Annotated in this window: 11 protein-coding genes and 1 pseudogene; 10 read left to right on the forward strand and 2 right to left on the reverse strand. The window is 65.0% G+C overall.

Annotated features, from left to right (window positions below):
• The first annotated feature begins 50 nt into the window (after positions 1-50).
• From CLV01_RS23435 to CLV01_RS23450, 4 genes are read left to right on the forward strand one after another with little or no spacing between them, the layout of a single operon-like run.
• Complete coding sequence (locus CLV01_RS23435) at positions 51-1,016, forward strand: Bug family tripartite tricarboxylate transporter substrate binding protein (RefSeq protein ID WP_099733089.1); 966 nt, start codon at positions 51-53, stop codon at positions 1,014-1,016.
• Positions 1,017-1,023: 7 nt separating this feature from the next.
• Positions 1,024-2,052 (forward strand): 4-hydroxythreonine-4-phosphate dehydrogenase PdxA, encoded by a 1,029-nt coding sequence (locus CLV01_RS23440; protein ID WP_099733088.1) that lies wholly within the window; start codon positions 1,024-1,026, stop codon positions 2,050-2,052.
• Between the two features lie 28 nt (positions 2,053-2,080).
• A complete protein-coding gene (locus tag CLV01_RS23445) occupies positions 2,081-3,253 on the forward strand; it encodes an L-rhamnonate dehydratase (protein ID WP_065345999.1) in 1,173 nt (390 codons plus the stop codon).
• Positions 3,254-3,264: 11 nt separating this feature from the next.
• Complete coding sequence (locus CLV01_RS23450; protein WP_099733087.1) at positions 3,265-4,194, forward strand: dihydrodipicolinate synthase family protein; 930 nt, start codon at positions 3,265-3,267, stop codon at positions 4,192-4,194.
• A gap of 36 nt (positions 4,195-4,230) precedes the next feature.
• On the opposite strand, the pseudogene CLV01_RS23455 reads toward CLV01_RS23450, so the two are convergent.
• Positions 4,231-8,690, reverse strand: a pseudogene (locus CLV01_RS23455) (XrtH-dependent M36 family metallopeptidase).
• A gap of 177 nt (positions 8,691-8,867) precedes the next feature.
• Between CLV01_RS23455 and CLV01_RS23470 the strand changes: the two are divergent.
• Together CLV01_RS23470 and CLV01_RS23475 are read left to right on the forward strand one after the other, a co-directional pair.
• On the forward strand, positions 8,868-9,221 hold the full coding sequence (locus CLV01_RS23470; protein WP_013801409.1) for a DUF6916 family protein: 354 nt from the start codon (positions 8,868-8,870) through the stop codon (positions 9,219-9,221).
• A complete protein-coding gene (locus CLV01_RS23475) occupies positions 9,211-9,735 on the forward strand; it encodes a GNAT family N-acetyltransferase (RefSeq protein WP_013801408.1) in 525 nt (174 codons plus the stop codon). The genes CLV01_RS23470 and CLV01_RS23475 overlap by 11 nt, the downstream gene beginning before the upstream one ends.
• Here CLV01_RS23475 and CLV01_RS23480 read toward each other — a convergent pair.
• A complete protein-coding gene (locus CLV01_RS23480; RefSeq protein WP_099733085.1) occupies positions 9,722-10,093 on the reverse strand; it encodes a DUF6916 family protein in 372 nt (123 codons plus the stop codon). The two genes, CLV01_RS23475 and CLV01_RS23480, sit on opposite strands and share 14 nt — an antisense overlap.
• A 142-nt stretch (positions 10,094-10,235) precedes the next feature.
• On the opposite strand from CLV01_RS23480, the gene CLV01_RS23485 reads away from it, so the two are divergent.
• The 4 genes from CLV01_RS23485 to CLV01_RS23500 are packed head-to-tail and all read left to right on the forward strand — an operon-like array spanning position 10,236 to position 16,334.
• Positions 10,236-10,709, forward strand: a complete 474-nt coding sequence (locus CLV01_RS23485; RefSeq protein ID WP_099733084.1) for a phage tail protein — start codon at positions 10,236-10,238, stop codon at positions 10,707-10,709.
• A complete protein-coding gene (locus CLV01_RS23490) occupies positions 10,709-11,200 on the forward strand; it encodes a phage tail protein (RefSeq protein WP_013801405.1) in 492 nt (163 codons plus the stop codon). The genes CLV01_RS23485 and CLV01_RS23490 overlap by 1 nt, the downstream gene beginning before the upstream one ends.
• Positions 11,201-11,205: 5 nt before the next feature.
• On the forward strand, positions 11,206-11,727 hold the full coding sequence (locus CLV01_RS23495; RefSeq protein WP_013801404.1) for a phage tail protein: 522 nt from the start codon (positions 11,206-11,208) through the stop codon (positions 11,725-11,727).
• 8 nt (positions 11,728-11,735) lie between these two features.
• Entirely contained in the window at positions 11,736-16,334 is a 4,599-nt protein-coding gene (locus CLV01_RS23500; protein WP_099733083.1) for an IPTL-CTERM sorting domain-containing protein, read from the forward strand.
• Positions 16,335-16,374 lie beyond the last annotated feature (40 nt).

A 16,374-nucleotide genomic window follows, 5' to 3' on the forward strand; every position in this document is an offset into this window, starting at 1 on the left:
TCAATCATCTGCCTAGCATGGGTCCACAACAAAAGCACCGGAGACAAGACATGCAACGCCGCCCCCTGCTGCTGGCCGCAGCTGCCCTGCTGCCCGCCATCGCCCTGGCCCAAACCTCGCCGGACTGGCCCACGCGGCCTGTGCGCATGCTTGTGGGCTCGGCCCCGGGCGGCGGCACCGACGCCATGGCCCGTGCCGTGGCCGACCGGCTGGCGCCGCTGCTGCGCCAGCCGGTGATCGTGGAAAACCGCCCCGGCGTCTCCAACACCCTGGCCGTGGACATGACGGCCAAGTCCACGGACGGGCACACCATGGTGATGGGCGTGGTCACGGCCCATGCCATTGCCCCGCACCTGCTCAAGCTGGGCTACGACAGCAACCGCGACCTGGTGCCCGTGGCCTATGTGGGCGCAGTGCCCAATGTGCTGGTGGTGGGCAACAACCTGCCCGCCAACTCGGTGCAGGAACTGGTCGCCCTGGCCCGCAAGGAGCCCGGCAGGATCAACTTCGCCAGCAGCGGCACGGGCAGCACCCAGCACATCGCGGCCGAGATGTTCAAGGACGCGGCCGGCATTGAACTGACCCACGTGCCCTACAAGGGCAGCGCCGCCGCCCTGGTGGACCTGGTCAGCGGCCAGGTGCAGATGAGCTTCGACACCATGCCTTCGGTGATCGGCCAGATCAAGGCCGGCAAGCTGCGCGCCCTGGGCGTGACATCGGCCCGGCGTAACGCCCAACTGCCCCAGGTGCCCACGCTGGCCGAGGCCGGCCTGCCCGGCGTGGAGATAGGCGCCTGGTACGGCATCTACATGCCAGCGGCCACACCCCGCGCCGTGCAGGCCCGGGTGCACGACGAGGTCAACAAGGTGCTGGCCATGCCCGAGACGCGCACGCGCCTGGAGGCCGTGGGCGCCGAGCTGCAGCCCATGGGCCAGGCGGAGTTCATCGCCTTGCACAACGCCGAGTACCAGCGCTTTGGCGAAATCATCCGCAAGAACCACATCAAGATCGACTGAGCCGCACATGCCCGCATCCGAACTTCCCGTCGTCGCCCTGACCCTGGGCGATCCCGCCGGCATAGGCGCCGAACTGATCGCACGCCTGCTGGCGCGGCCCGAGGCCATGCAAAAGGCCAACATCGTGCTGGCCGGCGACCCCTGGCTGTGGCAGCAGGGCCAGCGCATCGCGGGCCTGCAGGTGGCCACCACACCCATCGCCAGCATGGCCCATGCACGGGGCCGCACCGATACCGCCCTGCCCGCCTTCCTGGCCCTGGACACGGTGGCCGCCGAAGCCGTGCACCAGGGCCGTGCCGAAGCCGCAGGCGGGCGCTCGGTGCTGCAGGTGCTGGACCGGTGCATGGACGCGGCCCAGGCCGGCCAGATCGACGCCATCTGCTTTGCGCCGCTCAACAAGCAGGCCATGAAGCTGGGCGGCCTGCGCCATGAGGACGAGCTGCACCACTTTGCCGAGCACCTGGGCGTGACCGGCTATTTCTGCGAATTCAATACGCTGGGCGATCTGTGGACCTCGCGCATTTCGTCGCATGTGCCGCTCAGGGACGTGGCCGGCTATCTGAGCCAGGAGCGCATCGCGCAGGCGGCCGAGCTGATCTACCGCGCGCTGCTGGCCAGCGGCATGGCGGCCCCCAAGGTGGCGGTGGCGGGCTTCAACCCGCACAACGGCGACGGCGGCACCTGCGGGCGCGAGGAGATCGACATCATCGCGCCGGCCGTGCGCGCGCTGCAGGCCCGCGACTGGCCCACGCCCGATCCGTTCCACGGCCCCTTCCCGGCCGACACCATCTTCCTGAAGGCCCAGGCGGGCGAGTACCAGGCCATCGTGACCATGTACCACGACCAGGGCCAGATCGCCATCAAGCTGCTGGGCTTCTCGCGCGGCGTGACCGTGCAGGGCGGCCTGCCGATCCCCATCACCACGCCGGCCCACGGCACGGCCTATGACATCGCGGGCCAGGGCCGGGCCAGCGTGGAGGCCACCTGGCAGGCCTTTCTGATCGCCTGCCGCATGGGCGCCACGCGCCTGCCCTGACTGACTTCACTCCCTCGCCATCACCATCATGAAAATCAAATCCGTCCGCGCCCGCGTCTACGAATGGCAAGGCAAGACCGTGCCGCCCCAGGGCAACTTCTGCTCCAACGCCATGGACCTGCTCTATGCGCCGCAGGAGACCATGTCCACCTTCCGCTTCCATTCCTGGACGGTGGTGGAGATCGAGACCGACGACGGCATCGTCGGCCTGGGCAACGTGGCGCTGGCGCCGCGCATCGCCAAGGCCATCATCGACGAGTACCTGGCGCCCCTGGTCATCGGCCAGGACCCGTGGGACTACGAATACCTGTGGCAGCGCATGTACCGCGCCACGCACGCCTGGGGCCGCAAGGGCGTGACCATGGCCGCCATCTCGGCCGTGGACCTGGCCATCTGGGACATCCTGGGCAAGAGCGTGAACAAGCCTGTGTTCAAGCTGCTGGGCGGGCGCACCAAGGAAAGGATTCCCTGCTACTACAGCAAGCTCTACCGCACCGACCTCAAGGCCATGCAGGAAGAGGCGCAGAAATTCCTGGACCAGGGCTTCAAGGCCTTCAAGATGCGCTTCGGCTACGGCCCGGCCCATCTGCAGGAAGGCGTGCGCGAGAACCTGCGCTCGGTCGAGGCCGTGCGCGAGGTCATAGGCTACGACTGCGACCTGATGCTGGAGTGCTACATGGGCTGGAACCTGGAGTACGCCAGGCGCATGCTGCCCAAGCTGGAGAAGTTCGAGCCGCGCTGGCTGGAGGAGCCCGTGATCGCCGACGACATCGACGGCTATGCCGAACTCAACCGGCTCACCAGCATTCCGATCTCGGGCGGCGAGCACGAGTTCAGCCTCTACGGCTTCAAGCAGCTGCTGGACAAAAAGGCCGTCAGCGTCGTGCAGTACGACACCAACCGCGTGGGCGGCATCACGGCGGCGCACAAGATCAACGCGCTGTGCGAGGCGTTCAGCGTGCCCGTGATCCCGCATGCGGGCCAGATGCACAACTACCACCTGACCATGAGCACGCTGGCCTCGCCCATGGCTGAGTACTTCCCCATCTTCGACGTGGAGGTGGGCAACGAGCTGTTCTGGTACATCTTCGACGGCGAGCCCGTGGCCGAGAACGGCTTCCTGCAGCTCAGGGACGATGTGCCGGGCCTGGGCCTCACGCTCAAGACCGAGTACCTGGACCAGTTCCGCATCGTCGAATGAGGGAGCACGCCATGCCCGGAATTTCTCGGCCGCGCTACAGCGGCATCTTCCCCGTGGTACCCACCACCTTCCACGAGGACGGCACGCTGGACCTGGCCAGCCAGAAGCGCTGCCTGGACTTCATGATCGACTCGGGCGTGGACGGCCTGTGCATCCTGGCCAACTTCTCCGAGCAGTTCCTGCTGGCCGATGACGAGCGCGAGGTCCTCACGCGCACGGCGCTGGAGCATGTGGCGGGCCGCGTGCCCGTGATCGTCACCACCACGCACACCTCATCGCGCGTGTGCGCCGAGCGAAGCCGCCGCGCGCAGGACATGGGCGCGGCCATGGTGATGGTCATGCCGCCCTACCACGGCGCCACCTTCCGCTTCGGCGAGCCCCAGATCCAGGACTTCTTCCAGGCCGTGTCCGATGCCATCGCCATTCCCATCATGGTGCAGGACGCGCCGGCCGCAGGCACGCCGCTGTCCCCCGCCTTCCTCGCGCGCATGGCCCGCGAGATCGAGCAAGTCTGCTACTTCAAGATGGAAACCGCAGGCGCCGCCGGCAAGCTGCGCGAACTCATCGCCCTGGGTGGCGAGGCCATCGAAGGCCCCTGGGATGGCGAGGAAGCCATCACCCTGCTGGCCGACCTGCAGGCCGGCGCCACGGGCTCCATGACGGGCGGCGGCTTTGCCGACGGCATACGCCCCATCATCGAAGCGCACAGGAACGGCGACCCCGACACCGCATTCGCCCTCTACCAGCGCTGGCTGCCCCTGATCAACCACGAAAACCGCCAGGCCGGCTTCCTGGCCGCCAAGGCGCTGATGAAGGCCGGCGGCGTGATCGCCTGCGACGCGCCGCGCGCGCCCTGGCCGCCCATGCACCCCGAGGTGCGCCGCCAGTTGCTGGACATTGCACGGCGGCTGGATCCGCTGGTGCTGCGCTGGGGGCGCTGAGGGAGTCGATGGCCCAAGAATCGCGCGCAACCGGCCTCATCCACGCCGTCTGCGCCGCCCGCCTAGCCAGGCCATGCACAGGACCAGCAAACCGAGTGACCAAGGCGAAAGCAAGGGAATCGGTGCGGCACCTGCGGGCGCCACAGGTGCGGCCAGGATGGCCAAGCCGCCCGGGTCGGTGATACGGCCGTCCTTCAAGCCGTCGCTATCGCCCTGACCACCGTCAATGAGATCGATTTCCACCCAGGATGAACCGGTGGCAACAATCGGGATTTGGTACCAGTGCAACACCCCCGCAGGGGTGCTGCGGCCATATTTCCAGTAGGTTGCGCCGGCCGGCACGGCAGACGGATAGTCGAGGCGCATGCGCACGGAGTTGCCCGCACCCACGTTCTCAAGCACAAAGCTCACCAGCCCGAAAGGGAAGCTGCGGCCTGCCAGTGGCGGCACGCCAGCGTCGATTGTGGTGTTGAATCCGGCCTGTGAGAAATAGGCATGCGCGGGCAAGGCCTGTGCGGCCGACTGAACCGTGACCGTCACCGTGCCCGCACCGCTGGGCGAAGGACCACTGACGGACAAGAGCCCGCCACCACCCGCCAACCCACCCGTGCCAACTGGCGCAACCGTATTGCGCAGGGTGAAGCTGGCTGAACCACCAGCTGCCGTAGCAGTCACCGCATAGTCGCCCATCAAGCCGTTGGCAGTGACTGCAGTCTCCGCATAGCCGTTGGCATCGGTGCTGACCTGCGTCTGCACCCGCCCGCCGGCAAAGCTTGCCGAAGCACCGGCCCCGGGCGCAGTGAAGCTCACAGGACGTCCCGCGAGTGCCGCGCCACCCGCGCCCAACAAGCGGACACGCAAGCTCTGCCCGAATGCTGCCCCTACAGGCGCCGATTGAGGCGTGCCCGCTGCCGTGCTCAGTACGCCTGGCGCAGCGCAGGTCTGGGCGTCGGCAACGGTTTCGGGAAACGGTGTGTTGGAAATTCCCGAGATGACGATGTCGTCAACCTCCCAGCCTTCCTCGCCTCCCCCCATGTCGGTCTGGATGACCCAGGCCAGCCGAACAGTCCGCCCGGCATAGAGGGGACCCAGATTCACCTGTTCGCTTTCCGCCGCAGGCCAGTGCGGACTTTGGCCGACATAGGCGGGCTGGCCTTCTGCAGGATTGCCGGAGCCCACATAGAGCAAATCCGAATAGCCGGGAGTCATGATGCGAGCCCATGTCGCACCGTCGTCCGTGGAAAGCATCAATTGCCCGCCGTCATAGTTGTTTTGGCCATCCTGCTCAAAACGATAGCGGTGATTGAACGACACGATGAAGTTGCCTGTGGCGGCAACCTGCAGCGGTGGCGTCATCAACCAGTGCGAGCCAGCCGCTTCGGGGGAGCCGCCGCCGTAGAGACGGTTGGAGGCGCCATCGGCGCGCACTCTCCAGTTGTCTGCAAACACAGGCAGGCTGCTGCCCATCTGCATGACACTGGGAACAGCCTGCCCATCGTCCGATGCCAGTCGCCCCGGCAACACATCGATATTCAGAGGCAGATCCAATTGCTGCTGCACCGGGCCGTTTTCCTGCTCCGTATGGCTGAGCATGGCCGTGATGCGTGCATTGGCGGGCACCAACAGGCCGTCGAGCTTCAAACTTGCCGTGACCACCAGGCTCTGCCCTGCACCGATGCCAGGCACGGCGACTGCTGCACCGTCAGGAAATGACAGTCCCGGCATGCTGGACGACAACTGCAACTGTGCCCCTGTCACCGGCAAAGCGCCGCGATTGCGCAAGGTAAGGCGAAGCACGCCGGTTTCGCCGTTGTCGAGGATGGCGTCGGCATCGCAGCGCTGGCTGTTGGCATCGGCCATGCTCAAGGCCATGGCATCGAGCTCCAAGGCACCACTGAGGCTGAAGCTTTCAACCACGCCCACATTGGTTTCTGAATAGCGATCGGCCATGGACCGGGCCCAGGTGCCTGCTCCGCGCTTGGCAAAGGCCTGGGCAAAGCGCTGGTGATCGGCAGGATCCTCGGCCAAAGCGGCAGCCAGCAGTGCATCGCGCGCCTCGGTCAGCAGCGGATTGACAGGGGTGAGCTTGTAGCCGGAGACCAGGTAGCGCTTCATGCGATCCTGGGCCTCTTGAAATGGATGGGCATTGAGCAGGGCCACATAGCATTCCCAAAGCATGGAGGCCCATACCTCCCCCATGTTGTGAACCTCGGCATTGCCAGACACAAAGGCTGGCGCCGGGCTGGGAGGCAGAGAGATGCCATTCTGTATATGCCTGAACGTCAACGGATTCCTGGCCATGTCCGTGGAGTACGGATAGCGGCGCATGCCATACAGTGCCGTATTGCGGATGTCGGCATCTGCAGGGCCCTCGACAGCTCCCAGCGAATACGCGGCGACGCTGTAGGCGCCCTGGAATTGGTGATTGCCGGCCTGGTTGCGGTCCTGGTCGGCAACCATCATCAGCAGGGCATGAAAGTCTCCCCAGCCTTCGCCCAAGCCCGACGCATGGTTGCTCCCGAGGCCATTGGCATTGCCGATAAGGCGGTTGCTGATGAAGTGCCCCCACTCGTGGGCAATGATGCTGCCGTCCAGCGCACTGCTGCGCTCCGCAGCAATGCCCGTGAGACGCAACGGCACAACCTCACCAGCCGTCAGCCGGGCTCTCCATGCATTGCCGTCGGACTGTGCAACATGAACAGAGGGAATGGTGATATTCAGCGAAGAATCGTTGGCCCCCATCTGGGATGGCGTGCCTGCCACGTTGTTGATCACCGCCACACCCACAGCACCTGCGTTCTGCGCCTGAGCCACCTTGGCATCGAAGGAGCAGGAACCACGCTCAACCAGCGCAATCTTGCCAGCCACTTCCGCCGCATTGGTGAGCGCCGAGCACGCAATGGCAGGCTGAGCGGAGACAAGGTCGGAGGCCACCTCGAACTGCTCCGGGCCGAACGCAGCTCCTGCAACGGACACACCTCCAGCCAACGAAGAAGGAGGCAGTACCGATGCGCTGACGCCCCGGTTGTTGAACCGATACATGCGCATGCGGGACGGCGCGCCATCAGCGCGCGTCAGCATGTTGGCATTGTTCGTCCCACTGAAATCCAGGGCCTGGGCCAGCAGGGCATCGCCACCCAGGCCACCTCGCCCAAAGTTGTCGTTCTGCGCATTGCCCGCCGCTTCGTTGAAGCCAGCGGAATAAAACCAATCGTGCAGCCAGTTGGTCACATAGAACAACTGCACCACGGAGGCTGCAGCCTGGGTCTTGTCTGCCAAGGCCCCCGAGTCACATCGTAGTAATGGTCAAAAACCCCGGGGGCCGTAACGCAAGCGCGGAAGTCCGCCGCAACAGGACCTCCGGCGCATTCGTTGGCATCCACGGGACCGAGGCCATCTGGCAAGACCAGGTTGGCAAAGGCCTGAACATTGTTGCCGTCGGTCAGCGTAGCCCCTGAAGCCAGCCAGGGGTTGACGCCCCCTCCACCGCTCACCAGGCTGGGCTGCACCAGAGGTAGCGCATAGCCATCGGCCAGACCCGTGGGGTGTGGGGAGCCATTGCGCCCCTGAGGACCGGGATGCGGCACACCCGAGACAGGGTCAGCCCAAACCCGGTAGTCGTGGGCATGGGCAGACTGGTTGTTGCGCAGCAGCAGCCGGCCATCATCGGCAGCCACCACATAGGCGAAGCCGTACTCCTCACCCTGCTCATGCACCAGCAATTCAACGTAGAAAGCAGCACTCAGGCCCTGGGGCAGGCGGAACCAGACAGGCTTGACGCGCACGGGGCCCTCAAGCACGGCACCATGCGCCCCCTTCACCCCCTTCGGCAACGCCAGCCACTTGTAGGGACCCACCTCTGATTTGGCGGGAGGAGCGACCTCGTGCAGCGAGGACGCCACCTCGGCCCCAAAACCATAGTCCTGCAACGCCCTCGCCACGGCCTCAGGTGCGCCCAGCTTGGCCGAGCCCGAGGCCGCCGCCAGTGCGGTGCTTCCCAGATATCCTCCAATGGCCGCAGCCCGGGCCTGACCATCGAGCAAGACGGTAGCCTGGTCTCGAAAGACCTCGATGCCATCGCGCTGGTTGCCCAGGCTCACCAAGCGTGCACCTCCCCGCAGAGCCTGCACATGGCCAAGCGGCGCTGCATCCACCTCCTGGGAAGTCAGACCGTAGAGATCCGCCACGGCTTTGAGTTCACGCCGTGCCGCGCCTTCCGCGTCGACTGCCGCAGCCTGGGCCCGTACCTCGCCACTGCGACCCGTGCGATCCGTACGCAACTGAACAAAGGTGGGCAAGCCCAGACGCTCCTCTCGTGAGAGCTTTTGCACTCGCTCAGGCAGAACAGTCGCGCGGGCAGACTGGGCGTGCACAAGCAACGGCGCGTCCGCCAAGGCATCAATGGAGGCAAGTTCCCGCGCATGCGATTGAGGAAAAGCAAACAAAGTCGCGCAGGCAAGCGCACTCAATGAAAAGACTCGAAAGGCTTGATGCATAAAAAGGGGAAACGGAAATGAATGGAGAAAATGCCGCAATGGCTATTGAACGCGATGTTGCATGCACCCGTACTTTTTAACAAGTCACCAAAATCAGTTACAGCAGCGGGTTCCGCCACCAGCAAACGAAAGCCTGGGCTATGCTGGCTGCCGCCAACGACATGCCCCTCTACACCAATGACTGCACCAAGCTCTGCGAACTTCGAAATTGACGACGCGCTCTACGCCCGAATCCTGCAGTGGAGCGACGCACAGGCCCTGGCCCAGCAGACCGTGAGCTTCTTCATGCGCGAAGGCGAGCACACCATCGGCATCGATATGCAAGTGCTCAGCGCAATGCAGACATCGGCCGACACGCCCGGCATGCTGCAGTTCTCCCTGGTGTTTCGCGGTCCGCGCCAGCCGCAGCTGCCGCAGCGCACTTACCGCGTGCGCCATGCGCAGCTCGGTGACTACGCCATCTTCATCACGCCCATTGCGCAGTCGGCAGGCCATGTCGATTACGAGGCCTGCTTTTCCCATGCCGTCTGAGCCGTTCGTGCCCGAGCTGCCACCGCTGAATCTGGAGGATGTGCGGCTGCGCCTGGCCGAAGAAGCCGACTACGCTTTTCTCCGCGCCCTGTACCGCCAGGTACGCGCTGCCGAACTGGCGCCGGTGCCCTGGAGCGAAGCTGAAAAGCATGCCTTCTGCGATTCGCAGTTCGCTTTGCAGGACCAGCACTACCGCAAGCACTACGCACACAGCGCGTTTTTCGTGATCGAGAGGGCAGGTCTGCCTATAGGCCGGCTCTACCTCAATCTCGCACCCGGGCCATTGGGAGTGATGGACATCTCGCTCGACGCCGCTGTTCAAGGCCAGGGACTGGGCACGGCCCTCATGCAATGGCTGGCCGGCTGGGCAGATCAAGAAGGGCGCGACATGCAGCTGTTCGTGGAAGCCAACAATCCAGCCCGGCGCCTGTATACGCGTTTGGGCTTTGTCGAGCAGGACCAGGAAGGCATCTACCTGCGCATGCGCAGGACCGCGGCGCTCAGCCGCGGTTGAACACGGCTTCCAGCAGACCGCCTTGCGCGTCGCTGGGGCTCAGGAAGACGGCGTGGCGCCCCAGAGCCGGGTGAGCGATTTCCCAGGTGTTCTGTGGCAAGGCACCAGGGCGGGACAACTCAAACAGGGCGCTGAAAGACCGGTCACTCTGCAGCGCATGCGGCAGCGCGCCCAGCGAAACCAAACGTAACTCAGCCTCTTCCCCGGCGACCGAGAAATTGTGGCCAAGCAGCGGCTGAAAGTGGCTGCGGCGCAACTCCATGGCCACAGCGCTGACGCCCATCGGAATGCTGGAAGCAGCCGCTGCAGCGGGCAAGGCCCCTGCAACCTGCATGAAAGCACGGCGTCCTGTCTTCATCGTGGCCCTTCCTGCCAAAGCAACGGCAGCAAAATATTTTTGCCGCGTAACAGGTTGGCATACTAAACTATTTTGCAATTATTAACGTTTTCTAACTTCACCCCACTTTGCCATGGCTCAACCCTATGTTGGGGAAATCCGGATGTTTGCCGGCAACTTCGCGCCATCAGGCTGGATGTTCTGCGAAGGGCAGCAAATGCCCATCTCGGAATACGAAACCCTTTTCACTCTGATCGGCACGACATACGGCGGTGATGGCCAAAGCACGTTCGCCCTGCCAGACATGCGTGGCCGCATCCCCCTGCACGCAGGCAACGAATTCACGCTGGCCCAGGCCGCTGGAGTCGAAGAGGTCACGCTGACCGTCAATCAGATTCCAGCCCACACGCACGGCGTTCCCGCTTCCTCCGGCACCGGCTTTCTGGCCTCGCCCGCCGACGCAGTGTTTGCCAAGCACAGGGATCACAAGGCCTTTGTGAACGGCGCCCCCGCCACGTACATGGCTACATCGATGGTGAGTTCGGCAGGAGGGTCGCAGCCGCATACCAATATGCCGCCCTTCCTTTGCGTGAACTTCATCATCTCGCTGTTCGGCATCTATCCCTCCCCCACCTGATGTCTACCCCTTTTCTCGGAGAGGTTCGCGTCTTCTCCTTCAACTTCGCCCCCAAAGGCTGGGCCCTTTGCAATGGGCAATTGCTGCCCATCAACCAGAACCAGGCACTGTTCTCGCTGCTGGGCACGACCTACGGTGGCAACGGGCAGACCAACTTTGCACTGCCCGACCTGCGCGGCCGCATGCCCATGCACATGGGAGCCGGCCATACGCTGGGAGAGAGAGCAGGCGAGCAAGCCCATACCCTGACCCTGCCAGAGATACCGCAGCACAGCCACGCCATGGCCGCTTCCGGCACCACGGGCCAGGCGACATCGGGCAACGGCAACCTGCCTGCAGCGGCGCGCGGCCACTATGCGCAAAGCGGCAATACGACCATGCCCGCCCTGTTGGCCAATGTGGGCGGCAGCCAGCCACACCTCAATATGCCGCCCTATCTGGCACTGAGCTTTTGCATGGCCATGCAAGGCCTCTTTCCTTCTCAGACCTGAAGACCATGTCCGATCCCTTCGTCGCCGAAATCCGCCTTGGCGGGTTCAACTTCGCACCCAAGGGCTGGGCCTTTTGCGATGGTCAGCTCATACCGCTTTCTCAGAACACGGCGCTGTTTTCCCTGCTGGGAACGGCATATGGTGGAGATGGCAAGTCCAACTTCGCGCTTCCCGACTTGCAGGGCCGCATGCCCATGCACCCGGGCCAAGGACCTGGACTGTCACTGCGCGATCTGGGCGAATCCGGCGGTGTTGAAACCGTGACGCTGCAGGCATCGGAAATTCCCGTCCACAGCCATCTGGCCCGAGCGGGCACGCCTGCGGATCCCGCTGTAGCAAGCCCGGCAGGCGCCGTCCTGGGCACCGCACCGACGCGCCCCTACATCGCGCCAGCCTCCAACACCTCTGCGGTCACCATGGCTCCCCCTCAACCTGCGGGCGGCAGCCAGCCACACAACAATCTTCCGCCCTACCTGGTCATGAACTTCATCATCGCCTTGCAGGGCATCTTCCCCGCACGGAGCTGAGTACACCTATGCGCAGTTCCATTGCGGCCCTGACCATGTTGGCCCTGACCACGGGGGTCCAGGCCGATCCCCTGGTCCAACGCGAATTCTCCGGCAGGGACAACCGCTTCATAGAGATACCCGGTGCCGGCTTTCGCGCCATGGCCGCAGGCAAGCGCATCAGTTTCGATGCGCAAGGCATGAGCATCGACCTGCCCGGCCAGACCAACGGCGTGCAAGGCCGGTCGGTGGCCGCATCCGGCGTGGCCCGGAGCCTGAGCCTGCGCCCGGATTCGCGCCTGCGCTACAGCTTCGAGAACGCATCGATGTCGGCCCCGCAGGGCCTGCACCCTTCGCCCACGCTCTACCACTGGCTGGTCGGCGAAGCCGCGCAATGGCGCAAGGGCCTGCGCAGCTTCGGCGCCTTGGGCTACCGCAGCGTCTGGCCAGGCATTGATGCCGTTTTCCAGGGCGAGCCCGGCGGTCTGAAGTACCAGTTTGAACTGGCTCCTGGTGCCGATGCCGCACAGGTCTGGCTGCGCGTGGAAGGTGCGACGGATGCACGCATCCTGCCCACGGGAGCGCTGCAGTGGAGCATAGGCAACGACCTTTTCACCGACGATGCACCGCTGGTCTACCAACCCCGGGGCAATGGCCGCGTGGACGTGCCCGCCCGCTACCGGCTGGAGCAGGTGGACGCCACCACCTGGCGCGTGGGCTTTGAGCTGGGCAGCCATGACAAAGGCCTGCCGCTGGTCATCGATCCGGCCTGGACCGGCTACTCGGGCCTGGTCGGAGGCAACTCGGCCGACCAGGTCAACGCCGTGGCGCGAGACAGCGACGGCAACACCTACGCCTGTGGCGTGACGCAATCGTCCGACCTGCCCAACGCGGGCAGCAGCAAAGGTGGCGAGGATGCCTTCGTCGTCAGATTCGATCCCAAGGGTGTCCCCATGAGCGTCACTTATGTGGGCGGATCGGAAGACGACGCCTGCAACGGCCTGGCCGTGGACATACAAAACCGCATCCACCTGGCGGGCAGCACGGAATCCACCGGCTTCCCCCTGCTTGGCACAGATGCCAACCAACGCTTTCGGCGCAGCAAGAGCACGACGGATAGGGATGCCTTCGTCATGCGCCTGGCACCAGACGGTGCCGGCATTCTGTATTCGGGCCTGATTGGTGGAACGGGTGACGATCAGGCCAATGCCCTGGCTCTGGACACCCTTGGCCGGGTCTATGTGACCGGATTCACGGAAGGCAAAGGCTTTCCTGCCGTGAACGGGCCGCAGCTCAACCACGGCTCCGGCCCTGCGCAGTCAGAAATGCGGGATGCCTTCGTGGCCCGCATCGACGCTTCAGGCAGCGGGCTGGAGTACGCCGGATACATCGGCGGCGACGGCGGCGCCGACATCGGATATGCCATTGCCGTGGACGGCACCGGCGCGGCCTATGTGGCTGGCGCGACCGACTCTGTCTCGGGGATGCCGAGCGCCACGGGCCTCAGGACACAAATCAATTCGCGCGCCATCGATGGATCAGACGGCTTCGTCGCCAAGATCCGGGCCGACGGCAGCGCCTTCGACTACTTCACGCTGCTGACAGGCTCGGGCGCCGGTGCGGACCGTGCACTGGCCCTGAACCTGATGTATGACGGCTCACTGCTCGTGGGCGGGGAGACCGGGTCCGACAACTTTCCCGCCGACAATAGCGGACGGCGCCAGGGCCTCGGGCCGCAGATCGCGCGCAGCACCGGCATGGACGGCTTTGTGCTGCGCCTGAATGCATCAGGAGACCAGGTGCTGGACGCCACCTACCTGGGTGGCAATGGCTACGACAGCGTGGAAGGGCTGGCCAGCGACAGCAGGAACTGGTTCGCCACGGGCAGCACCAACAATGGCGCAGGCTTTCCCGTCAAGGCTCAAAGCGGCCTGTCCACCACGCCAGGTGGCAAGCAGGACGGCTTCCTGGTCAGCGTCGCAACCAACAATCCGAACAGCTGGGACTATGCCGGGTTCCTGGGCACCTCGGAAAACGAGGCCATGCGCAGCCTGGCCGCAACCAATGTGCAGGGCAGGACCCTTCTTTCCGTGGGCGGCGCCACCACCACATCGGGCACCAACGGCCTGACCAACCCTGCGAACAGCGCCCTCAGCGCAAACGAGAGCCTTTCGAATGGCCTGGTATTTCGCATCGATCCTTTCGGCCCACCTGCGGCCATGGCGGTGCTCACTGGCTCTCAACAGTCCACCCGCATCCAGCAGCCTTTTGCCACGCCGTTGTCGGTCAAGGTCACCGACATCGACGACCAGCCGCTTGCCGGCATCATGGTGGACTTCAATGCGCCTGCCGCATCGGGGCCATCCACGACCTTTGCCACAAGAACCTCGGTCACGACCAACGCCCAGGGCATCGCATCGCTGAGTGCCACGGCCAACCTGTTCGCCGGCAGCTATACCGTGACGGCGCAGGCAGGGGCGGCCAGCACCTCGTTCTCGCTGACCAATGACAAGAGCCCGCAGGCTGCACTGACGGCAAGTGCAGCACTCCAGACCCTGCCCTATGCCAGCACCACCACGCTGAGCACCAACGGCGGCTCTGGCGCAGGCGCCATCAGCTACGCCGTAACCGCAGGCGCGGCCTATTGCGCCCTGACAGGCAACACGGTCACAGCCACGGCCGTGGGCGATTGCACCGTGACGGCGACCAAGGCGGGAGACGCCAGCTACCTGGCCGCCACGACCACCGTGGACATCTCGGTGATCAAGGCCCAGCAGCCTGTTCTGACGGCGATGGCAACGCCCAGCACGCTGGTGGCCTTCAGCACGGCCGCGCTGTCAACCAGTGGCGGCGCAGGGGCCGGCGCCGTGGGCTTTTCCATCACGGATGGAGCCGCCTTTTGCTCCGTCAACGGCAACACGCTCACTGCGGAAGGCACGGGCTCCTGCACAGTGACTGCCACCAAGCTGGGCGATGCCAACTACCAGGACACGCTGGCCACCACCGTGGTGACCGTGACCCCTGCAGTCCAGGTCACCCTGAGCATGCAGTCCACGCCTTCGACCCTGACCTTCGGCGCCACGGCAACCCTGGCGACCACTGGGGGTTCGGGCAGCGGCGCCGTCACCTACGCCGTGACGGGTGGTGCCCAGTTCTGCGCGGTGACGGGCAACCAGTTGAGTGCCATTGGCGCCGGCAGTTGCACCATCACGGCCACCAAGGCTGGCGACATCAACCACCAGGCCATCAGCGCCAGCACCACCGTCATCGTGGCCAAGGCTGGACAGACAGCACTGTCGGTGCAGGCCAGTCCTGCAGCCATCAGCTTTGGCGGCATTTCGCAACTGAGCACCACGGGCGGCTCGGGCACCGGCGCCATCGGCTTGAGCGTCGCGGGCCCCTGCAGCATCGCGGGCTCCACGCTCACCGGCCTGGGTGTCGGAACCTGTACGGTCACGGCCACCAAGGCAGCGGATGCCGACCATGAAGAGGCCACGGCCAGCACTTCGGTGACGGTGTCACAGGCAAGCCAGGTGGCCCTGTCCGTGGTGGCATCACCCGCCAGCATTCCCAAAGGCGACTCCAGCACGGTCACCGTCACTGGCGGCAGCGGCAGCGGTGCACTCACGCTGGCGCTGACGGCAGGCGCTGGCAACTGCACGCTGTTCGGCAGCACTGTCACCGGCACGGCCGTAGGCAGCTGCACGGTGACGGCGACCAAGGCGGCCGATGCCAACCATGCACAGGCCACCGGCTCGGTACAGATTGCAGTCGGCAAGGCAATCCAGAACATCACCTTCGATTTCTCGTCCCTGCGTTATCTGAGCCCCCAGGCCCTGTCGCTGGCAAACGCCGCCGCAACCAACTCCAACCTGCCCATCAGCTTCAGCAGCCTCACTCCTCAGACCTGTGTGGTCACCGGCACCTCGCTGCGGCTGATGCGCACGGGAGATTGCACGCTGCAGGCCAGCCAGGCCGGCGATGCCGAGTACGCCGCGGCAACGCCCGTGAACCAGACCTTCACGATCACCCTGCCCCCCCACTCTCTGAGCACCATCACCGGTGCCGTGGGCGGAACGACGGTCTCGGCAGAGATTGCTGCGGGAAGCCCATGGGTCTTCACACCCATGGGAACAGGCCCGGCGCAGACTGCGGGCTTCATCCCGCTGCAGGGGCACATCAGGTCACCTGCCGACGCACCGCCTGCCAATCTTCAGTTCCCGCTGGGCCTGTTCGATTTCGCTGTCCACAACGGTGCGCCGGGATCCACGGTGAGCATCAAGCTCACGTTCCCGAACAATCTGCCCCGCAATGCACAGTACTGGAAGTACGGCCCCACGTCCGACAACGCAACGCCGCACTGGTATCACTTCACCGGCGCGCAGTTCAACGCCAGCGACAACAGCGTGACGCTGACGATTGAAGACGGCAGGAACGGCGATGACGACCTGGATGTGAACGCCTTCATCAGTGACCCGGGCGGCGTGGCCGTGGTGGCTGCCGCTGCCGGCGGCAGCCCCGCGGCCATTCCCACGCTTTCGCAATGGGGTCAGTGGATGCTGGCAGCGCTGATGCTGGGCGTCGCAGTCCTGGCCGGACGCCGCACGCGAATGCGCAAGCCGCGCTGAGTCGTACGCTGTAGCCGGGGGCTGCTCACGCGCCCCCGAC

Origin of the sequence: Delftia sp. 60, assembly GCF_002754395.1 — a bacterium.
Lineage (GTDB): Bacteria > Pseudomonadota > Gammaproteobacteria > Burkholderiales > Burkholderiaceae_C > Comamonas > Comamonas acidovorans.